The 8,253-nt window shown below is 58.7% G+C and carries 6 protein-coding genes; all 6 read left to right on the forward strand.

Going from position 1 to position 8,253, the window contains the following annotated elements; translation table 11 throughout:
- Positions 1 to 124: 124 nt before the first annotated feature.
- Entirely contained in the window at positions 125 to 754 is a 630-nt protein-coding gene (locus HQL56_00390) for a response regulator (protein MBF0307971.1), read from the forward strand.
- A gap of 139 nt (positions 755 to 893) precedes the next feature.
- Entirely contained in the window at positions 894 to 1,289 is a 396-nt protein-coding gene (locus tag HQL56_00395; GenBank protein ID MBF0307972.1) for an Hpt domain-containing protein, read from the forward strand.
- Positions 1,286 to 2,350, forward strand: coding sequence for a spermidine/putrescine ABC transporter substrate-binding protein (locus HQL56_00400; GenBank protein ID MBF0307973.1), 1,065 nt, complete (start codon positions 1,286 to 1,288; stop codon positions 2,348 to 2,350). The genes HQL56_00395 and HQL56_00400 overlap by 4 nt, the downstream gene beginning before the upstream one ends.
- A gap of 5 nt (positions 2,351 to 2,355) precedes the next feature.
- A complete protein-coding gene (locus tag HQL56_00405; protein ID MBF0307974.1) occupies positions 2,356 to 4,491 on the forward strand; it encodes a HAMP domain-containing protein in 2,136 nt (711 codons plus the stop codon).
- Positions 4,488 to 5,633, forward strand: a complete 1,146-nt coding sequence (locus HQL56_00410; GenBank protein ID MBF0307975.1) for an FIST C-terminal domain-containing protein — start codon at positions 4,488 to 4,490, stop codon at positions 5,631 to 5,633. Before HQL56_00405 ends, HQL56_00410 begins: the two co-directional genes overlap by 4 nt.
- Before the next feature lie 4 nt (positions 5,634 to 5,637).
- Positions 5,638 to 8,253: PAS domain S-box protein (locus HQL56_00415; GenBank protein ID MBF0307976.1), on the forward strand; the 2,616-nt coding region annotated here is incomplete at its 3' end.

Below are 8,253 nucleotides of genomic sequence, written 5' to 3' on the forward strand. Positions count from 1 at the left end.
TTAAACTACTTTAAGTTAACAATTCGTCACCAGATGAATTTGTCTTGCATCGTCGGGGAAAAGATGTCACGCTTTGCAAGTTTTGCAAGCTTTTGGGCCTTCTTCCCTTTTTGTAGAGCGCGACATGGATGATCCCAAGCCCAACCAGGGCAGTACCGACTTCGTAACGACCTCGGAAGCGGGGCGTCGCCTCGGCGTTTCCCAACGCACGGTTCATTACTGGATCGAACGCGGAGTGTTGCGTTCCTGGAAAACGGCGGGTGGTCACTGTCGCGTTTCCATGGAGTCCATCAACCGGGTTCTGGCCCGCCGGGAGACCGACCTCGAAGGGGGAAGGGAACCGGCGGAGGTGGTTCTTCTCCTGGTCGAAGACGATGTGGAGTTGATGGATATCTTTCGGCAGGTCATCACCTCCTGGGCGTTGCCGATTCGTCTGGTCGTGGCGAATAATGGTTTCGAAGGCTTGATACAGGCCGGTTTGAACCGCCCCATGATCATCATTTCGGACCTGATCATGCCTGCCATGGATGGATTTGAAATGATCAGAAGTATATATGACAACACCGATCTCGGCGGCTCCCTGATCATCGTCGTCACCGGTCTTGCGGAAGAGGAGATCGACCAACGGGGAGGACTTCCGGAAGGGGTGAGGCTCTTTCATAAACCGGCGCCCTTTCGACTGATCCGGGATTTGCTTCTGCAATGGTTCGAGGGCAAAGGGTACGCCACTCCCCGAGTTTCCAAACCTGAATGATTTGAAGAAGTTTTTGACACTTATTCAGTGTCTCTATTTTCGGTCCTTTCTCCATGGCCCTGGTATCAGATAAGCTGCACGATTCATCCGACTATAGTCAGAAAATCCCTTCATTTGACACGTTGGGGAGATGGTTTCTTTGGACGAATCGGAACAAAAGACAAGCGGGCTGTGGCTTTCGCTGGATGTTCAGGAGATGTCCGCCCTGCGCGCCGAGGTGGGCGCGGGTTTTGGGAAGCTGGTGGACAACTTTCTGGAGCAGTTACCCGGTCGCGTGGTCGCCATCGATGCGGCCTGGCAGCGGCGGGACGGAGCCCAAATGGCCTTGATGGCCCATCGGTTGAAGGGAGTGGCCGCCACCTTCGGCGCCGCCCGCCTTTCCGCCCTGGCCCTCGATCTGGAAGGGCTGGCACGTCGGGCCGAGTGGGAACAGGCCGGGAACAGGCTTCCGGAACTGTCTCGTGAAGCGCGGCAGGTGGTCAGCCTGGTGGTCCGCTGGGGTGGTGGCGCTATTCCCGGAGAGAATCGCTCATGATCGGTCGAAGGGACGTTCTGCAGCACCTCGGGTTGGGTTTGGCAACGCTTTCCATGGTTCCCCGGCCCGGTTGGTCCCTGCCCGGAAAAGAGTCGGAGCTGGTACTCCTGACCTGGCCGGATTACTTTGCCCCGGAGGTGCTGGCCGCCTTCGAGGAGACCAATAAAGTGACCGTCAAACAGGTTCCTTTCGAAAGCGACGAGGAGCGGGACCAGAAACTGCTTCGCCTGGGAGGGGATGCCTTCGACGTTATGGTGGTCAATGGCCCGAATTTGGCCTTTTACGCCCGTCGGGCCTGGGTCTCCCCGGTTAACCGGGAACGCATGCGCAATCTGGGCAACATCGAGCCCCGCTGGATGGAAGGTCCTGGAGCGGAGGGGCTGGGAATCCCCTATTTCTGGGGTACCTTGGGGCTGGCCTATCGGGAGGATCTTCTGGATAAGCCCTTGCAAGGCTGGGAAGACTTCTTTCAACCCGATGCCTCGCTTCAGGGGCGCATTCAGGCCATCTCCTCCGGACGTGAACTGGTGGGCATGGCGCTCAAGTCACTGGGCCATTCCGTCAACACGGAGGATGCCGCCGCCCTTGAAGAGGCTGAAAAGCGGTTGCTCAAACAACGTCCTTTCGTAGCCAGCTACCGCTATATCGATCTGAGCGCCAACTCTCCGCTGGTAACCGGAAAGATCAGTGCAGCAATGGTTTACAGCGGAGATGCTCTGAAATTGCAGGAGTTTCACCCCGCCATTCGCTACAGCCACCCCCGGGAAGGCTCGGCATTGTGGGTCGATTATCTCGCTATGGGAACCAATCGGGCCCGTCGTGAGCTGTCCATGACCTTCATCGATTTTCTCAACGATCCTCATATGGCCATTCTGAACGCCCAAAGCCTTCACTTCGCCACGCCCAATCAGGGGGCGCTGGCCTTGGGAAAAGCGGACTATCTCTCCAATCCGGTGATCTTCCCGCCGGAAGAGGTGCTGAAGAGATCGGAACCCGTTCGCGCCATCTCCCCGCGAACCTTGCGACGTATCAACGAGCTGACTGGACGGTTGATCCGGTGAAAGGGATGCACTCCCTCCAGCTGCGACTGGCTCTGATCGTTCTCCCGCTGCTGATTCTGGCCATCGGATGCCTGGGGTATCTGGCGTATGGACAGATGCGGGATTCCCGGGTGGAAGCCGCTCGGGAGGAAGTTGATAATGCCCTCCAACAGGCAACCGGTCGCATCCATAACCAGTTGCAGACCCTGCGCACCCATCTGGAGATCTTCTCCCATTCGGAGATTCTGGAAAAGTATCTCACCACCACCTCGGAAGAGGAGCGCTACACGGTATTGCAGCCGGCGCTGATACGTCTCTTTTCCGGGTATCAGGTGGCCGTTCCGGACTACTACGAGGTGAGTTTGATCCTGCCGAATGGATTCGAAGATACCCGTGTAACCAATACCGAACTGGCCAATAAGACGGAGGAGGAGGGTGACACCCCTTTTTTCCAGGAGCTCAAACGACCGGATCGCCCCTACTGGTATGGGTTCATGGTTAATCCGGACAATGGACTTTGGGGAATTCAGGCCGGGAAAAGGTTGCTGTTCGGTCACGGAAGTGAGGTCGTCGAAGGCTACCTGACCATTCGCATGCGTCCGGTGTTCCTGCAGACCCTGGTCGAGACCCATCGTGTCGGGGAGAGTGGGGGTTTTCTGGTTGCCGACGGGGAGGGAAAGATCCTCTACGCCTATCGGGCGTCTCTGCTGAATGGCACTCTCCCGAGCGTATTGCAGGAGGATTCCCGGGAGGGTCACCCTCGGGAAGTGGTTCTTGGCAATGAGCCCTGTCTGGTTTCGCTGGATGATTCGGAATCGGGGTTGCGGCTTGTCGCGGTCCTTCCCTTGAAAGAGCTGAAACGGGAAACCGACACCTTGTTTTACTTGACCGGGGGTGTCGGCATTCTGGCCAGCCTGGTCATGGGACTGGCCATGATTCTCGTCCTGCGCCGTCTGGTGGTGGCTCCGCTGGTGCAGTTGAAACAGGCCAGCAAACGGATCGGGGAAGGCGATCTGTCGACTCCGGTCGGTTGCGCCTCCACCGACGAGATCGGAGAGGTGGCCGGGGCATTGGAAAGAATGCGCCAGGGGCTTTCCGCTTCCTACCAGGAACTGGCCCTGGCGCGGGACGCAGCGGAACGGGCCAGTCGGGCCAAGAGCGACTTCCTGGCCAATATGAGCCACGAAATCCGTACTCCCCTGAACGCCCTTCTGGGTATGAGCCATCTGCTCGCCCGTATGGAACTGCCGCCGAAACCGCTCGAACGGGTGGCCACCATACAATGCGCTGCCCAGTCTCTGGCGAAACTGGTTGACGACCTGCTCGATTTTTCCCGTCTGGAAACGACCGGATTGGAAAGACAGCCGATAGCCTTCAGTCTGACGGGGTTGTGGCAACAGATCGAACAGCGCTATCTGAAGAAGGCGCGGGATAAAGGTCTGCTACTGGAGTACCGTCCCCGGGAGCATCTGCCCGATCGCTATTTCGGGGAGCGGCAACGATTGGATCACATTCTGGCCATTCTGGTTGATAATGCGATCAAATTTTCCGAAAAAGGCCGCATTGTGGTGGAAGTTTCCGGATCCTGTGCGGAAGAGCGGTGCCTGCTGCATTTTTCTGTTACGGATGAAGGCATTGGCATTGTCCAGGATAAGATTTCACATGTATTTGAGCCATTTACCCAGGGGGACGCATCCGCGTCGAGGCGACATGGGGGAACCGGCCTCGGGCTGGCTCTGTGCCATCGTCTGGTGACCTTTTTGGGAGGCGAGATCGGTGTCGAAAGCCGTTTGGGAGAGGGCTCCCGCTTTTGGTTCAGGGTGCCGATGACACTCACCCGCGAGGAGCCGGCGGCGATAGCGGCGCAAGAGATGGACGGAGCATCATCCCGCCCGACGCAATCTCCCGTGGAGCCGGTAAACGGGGATTATCAGGCGCTGCTGCGGGAGTTGCTCCTTCCGTTGCGCAACCGGGAGCCGAAGAGCTGCCTGACTCTTCTGGAACGAATGGACAAGATGGTTTTTCCGGAGGCCATTGCGGGGGAGATGAGGGAAATGGTGAAGTTGATTCGCCGGTATCGCCTGAAAGAGGCCGAACAGATCATTCGTGGCATCGTGGATGCCGACGCCCCGTCCGATTCTTCAGAGGGAGTTTCGCCATGAAGGTATCACAGAAGATCTTCAAGGATGGTGTGATCACAGCGGGGGGGCTGGCGCCATTGGCTGCGCTGGAGCCGCAATTGGTTCTGGTTTTCGGCTCGGAGAGCGTTTTTGCCGAGGAGTCCATGTTCCCCCGGTTGCGGGAGGCCTTTCCCACCGCTTTGCTGGCCGGATGCAGCACGGCCGGGGAAATTGCCGGCGCCAGGGTCTATGACGGTTCCTGCGTGGTGACGGTCACTCATTTTTCGCGGGTTGGCGTTCGCCAGGCCCGGGGCAGCGTTTCCGGGATGGAAGAGTCCGAAGCGGCCGGTGGCAGCATCGGAAGCCAACTGCGGGCCCCCGACCTGAAAGGGGTGTTGTTGTTTTCCAAGGGGGTTGGCGTCAACGGCAGTTCCGTCATCCAGGGCATTATTTCACAAATCGGCGCCGACATACCGGTCACCGGGGGACTGGCCGGGGACGGCGGCGCTTTTCGCCGCACCCTGGTATTGGATGACCGGGGGGTGAGCGAAAACGGCGTTGTCGGCATCGGTCTCTATGGGGAGTCCCTGCGTCTGGGACACGGCTCTTACGGGGGCTGGGAACCCTTCGGGCCGGCACGGCGGGTAACGCGATGCGAGGGCAACCTCCTCTTCGAGCTGGATGGGGAACCGGCGCTCAACGTCTACAAGTCCTATCTGGGGGAGTATGCCAAGGATCTTCCGGCCTCCGGTCTGCTCTTTCCCTTCGAGATGTTGAGTCGGGACCAGTCCCGTCTCGGCTTGATTCGCACCATTCTCGGGGTGGACGAAACGCAGGGGAGTTTGATCCTGGCGGGCGATATCGACACCAACGGCTACCTGCGTCTGATGCATGCTTCCACCGATGCTCTGGTCAATGGCGCCGAGGCGGCAGCCCAGGCCAGTCGTCGCATGGTGGAAGACGCGGGACCGGGATTGGCCCTCCTGGTCAGTTGCGTGGGACGGAAACTGGTCATGGGGGATAACGTGGATGAGGAGGTGGAGGTGGTAGCCGACTCCTTCGCCCCGGGAACCGTCACCACCGGGTTCTATTCCTATGGGGAGATCAGTCCTTTTTCCACCACCACCGATTGCAAACTGCACAATCAGACCATGACCATCACCTTCCTGAACGAGGAAGATTGAAACCATGCACCGTCTGTTGCTCCGGCAAATCAAACGGCAGTTTGCCATTCAGGAGGAGAGCGAGTTGGCCTCCGTGCTGGAGGAACTGGCTGGTTTGGGGAAGCGGGAAGAGGTTTCAGCTTCGGGCAAACGGGTTTTGCAGGGACTGAAAGAGCTGTTCGAACGGGTGGATCAGAGCTATGAGCAGAGCGACCGGGATTTGGCTTTGCGCAATCGCAGCTTGCAGTTGAGTTCCGATGAACTGATCGCCATCAACGACCGCCTGCGTCAGGAGGCCTCCCGGCAGCGCACGGTTATCGGATCCTTGCGCCTGACCGCGAACCGGCTGCTGCATCTTTCGGGGCAACCTGTCCTGGGAGAAGACGAAGCCAGTCTGGAGCAATTGACTCACCGGATGGCGCGCCTCGTCGAAGACTATCTTTTCGCCCAAAACCAACTGCATGAAACCAATGCGATGCTGGAGAGGCAAAAATTCGCCCTCGATCAACACGCCATCGTCAGCATCACCGATACGGCCGGGCGCATTCTGTACGCCAATGACAAGTTCTGCGCCATTTCCGGTTTCTGTCGTGAGGAGTTGCTTGGACAGGATCACCGCATGGTTAATTCGGGCTATCACCCCCGATCCTTTTTCCAAAAAATGTGGAATACCATCGCCTCCGGAGGGGTCTGGGAGGGGGAAATTTGCAATCGCACCAAGGACGATCATTTTTACTGGGTGGCCGCCACGGTGGTTCCGTTCGTGGACGAAAAAGGCAAACCCTTTCAATACATTGCCATCCGGACCGACATCACCTCGCAGAAGCGGCTGGAAGAGCAGCTCCTTTCCAGTCGCAAATTTCTGGGGAGCATCACCGAATCCATGGGGGAGGGGGTTTACGCCCTGGACGAGGCGGGCCATTGCACCTTCCTCAACCGGGAGGCGGAGAGGTTGCTGGGCTGGTCCAGGGAGGAGATTCTGCATCGTCCTTTTCACGATACGGTTCACTTCCAGAAGGAAAGCGGGGAGAGGGTGCCGGCCAGCCACTGTCCGATGTGGCTTCAGAACCGGCAGGGAGAATCTTTCCGTTCGGAATCCGAGTGGTTTACCAGCAAAAGCGGCGCACTCTTTCCAATATCCATCGTTTCGGTACCCCTGAAAGAAGAGGGGCGGATCATCGGATCCGTGGCCGTTTTCCAGGATATCTCGGAGAGGAAAATCGTCGAAGAGAGGCTCAAGGAGGCCTTGCGCGCGGCAGAGGCCGCCAGTCGGGCCAAAAGTCATTTCCTGGCCAATATGAGCCACGAAATCCGCACCCCGATGAATGCCATCATCGGGATGAGTCATCTGGCGCTCAGTGCCGATCTGACCCCGCGCCAGAAGGATTACGTCACCAAGATTCACTCTTCGGCCAAGGCTCTGTTGCGCATTCTCAACGACATTCTCGATTTTTCCAAGATCGAAGCAGGCCGCCTGGAGCTGGAGGATTGCGACTTTCGTCCGGATGAGGTGATGGAGACGGTGACCACCCTGGTGGCAACCCGTTGTTATGAAAAAGGCTTGGAACTGCTCTGTTCGAGGGGGGACGGGGTTCCGACCCTGGTTCGGGGGGATCCGTTGAGGTTGCAGCAGATTCTGCTCAACCTGTTGGGCAACGCGGTGAAATTTACCGAAAAAGGGGAAGTTGAACTGCGGGTGGAGGTGGCGCAGTGCCGTGACACCGAGGTTGAGTTGCTCTTTTCGGTGCGGGATACCGGTATCGGCATCAAAAACGATCAGGTGGACCATCTTTTCGAATCCTTTACTCAGGCCGACTCCTCCACCACCCGGCAGTATGGCGGCACCGGCCTTGGACTGGCCATCAGCCGGAGGCTGGTCGAGTTGATGAGGGGCCGGATTTCAGCCCGCAGTCGGGAGGGACAAGGCAGCCTCTTCTTCTTTTCCGCCTGGATGGGCCTTCTGCAAGGCAAGGCGGATGCGCTGCAACCCACCACGGAACTGCGCGGCCTGCGGGTTGGACTGGCGCTGCACAATCCCCGTGGGCGGGAAATCCTGGTGGAGATGCTCTCCTCCTTGACCTTCAAGGTCTTTTCGGAACAGACAACACCTGGCGGCGGAGGAACGGGCACGTTTTTCGAGCGGCCCGATCTGCTGATTGTGGATGCCCATTTTGCCCGGGAGGAGGGGCTCTCCTGGTTGGCCCGGGTGCGGGCCAGGGAGGGGTGGGGCAAACTTCCGGCTCTGGTTCTGACTCCCCAGCCGGAGCTTGCGCTGATGCAGGAGGCCATTTGCGGGTTGCCGGCAACACGTCCCCTGGCCAAACCGGTTACCGCTTCCCAGCTTTTCGACGCGGTGGCGGAACTGTTCGGCGTTCTGCCGATTCGGGAGAAGGGCAGCGTCGGGCGGGATCACTCGGGGGGATTCCGCGAGTTGGCCGGCAAACGGATCCTGTTGACCGAGGATAATCGGATCAACCAACAGGTGGCGGTGGAGCTTCTCGAAATGGGGGGGGTGGTGGTGGATGTGGCCTGCCACGGGGCGGATGCCCTGGAGAAGCTTCGCACCCACACATACGACGCCGTGCTGATGGATGTGCAGATGCCGGTGATGGATGGCTACGAGGCCACCCGTCGCATTCGC

This window comes from Magnetococcales bacterium, assembly GCA_015231925.1.
In the GTDB taxonomy this organism is placed as follows: Bacteria; Pseudomonadota; Magnetococcia; order Magnetococcales; family JADGAQ01; genus JADGAQ01.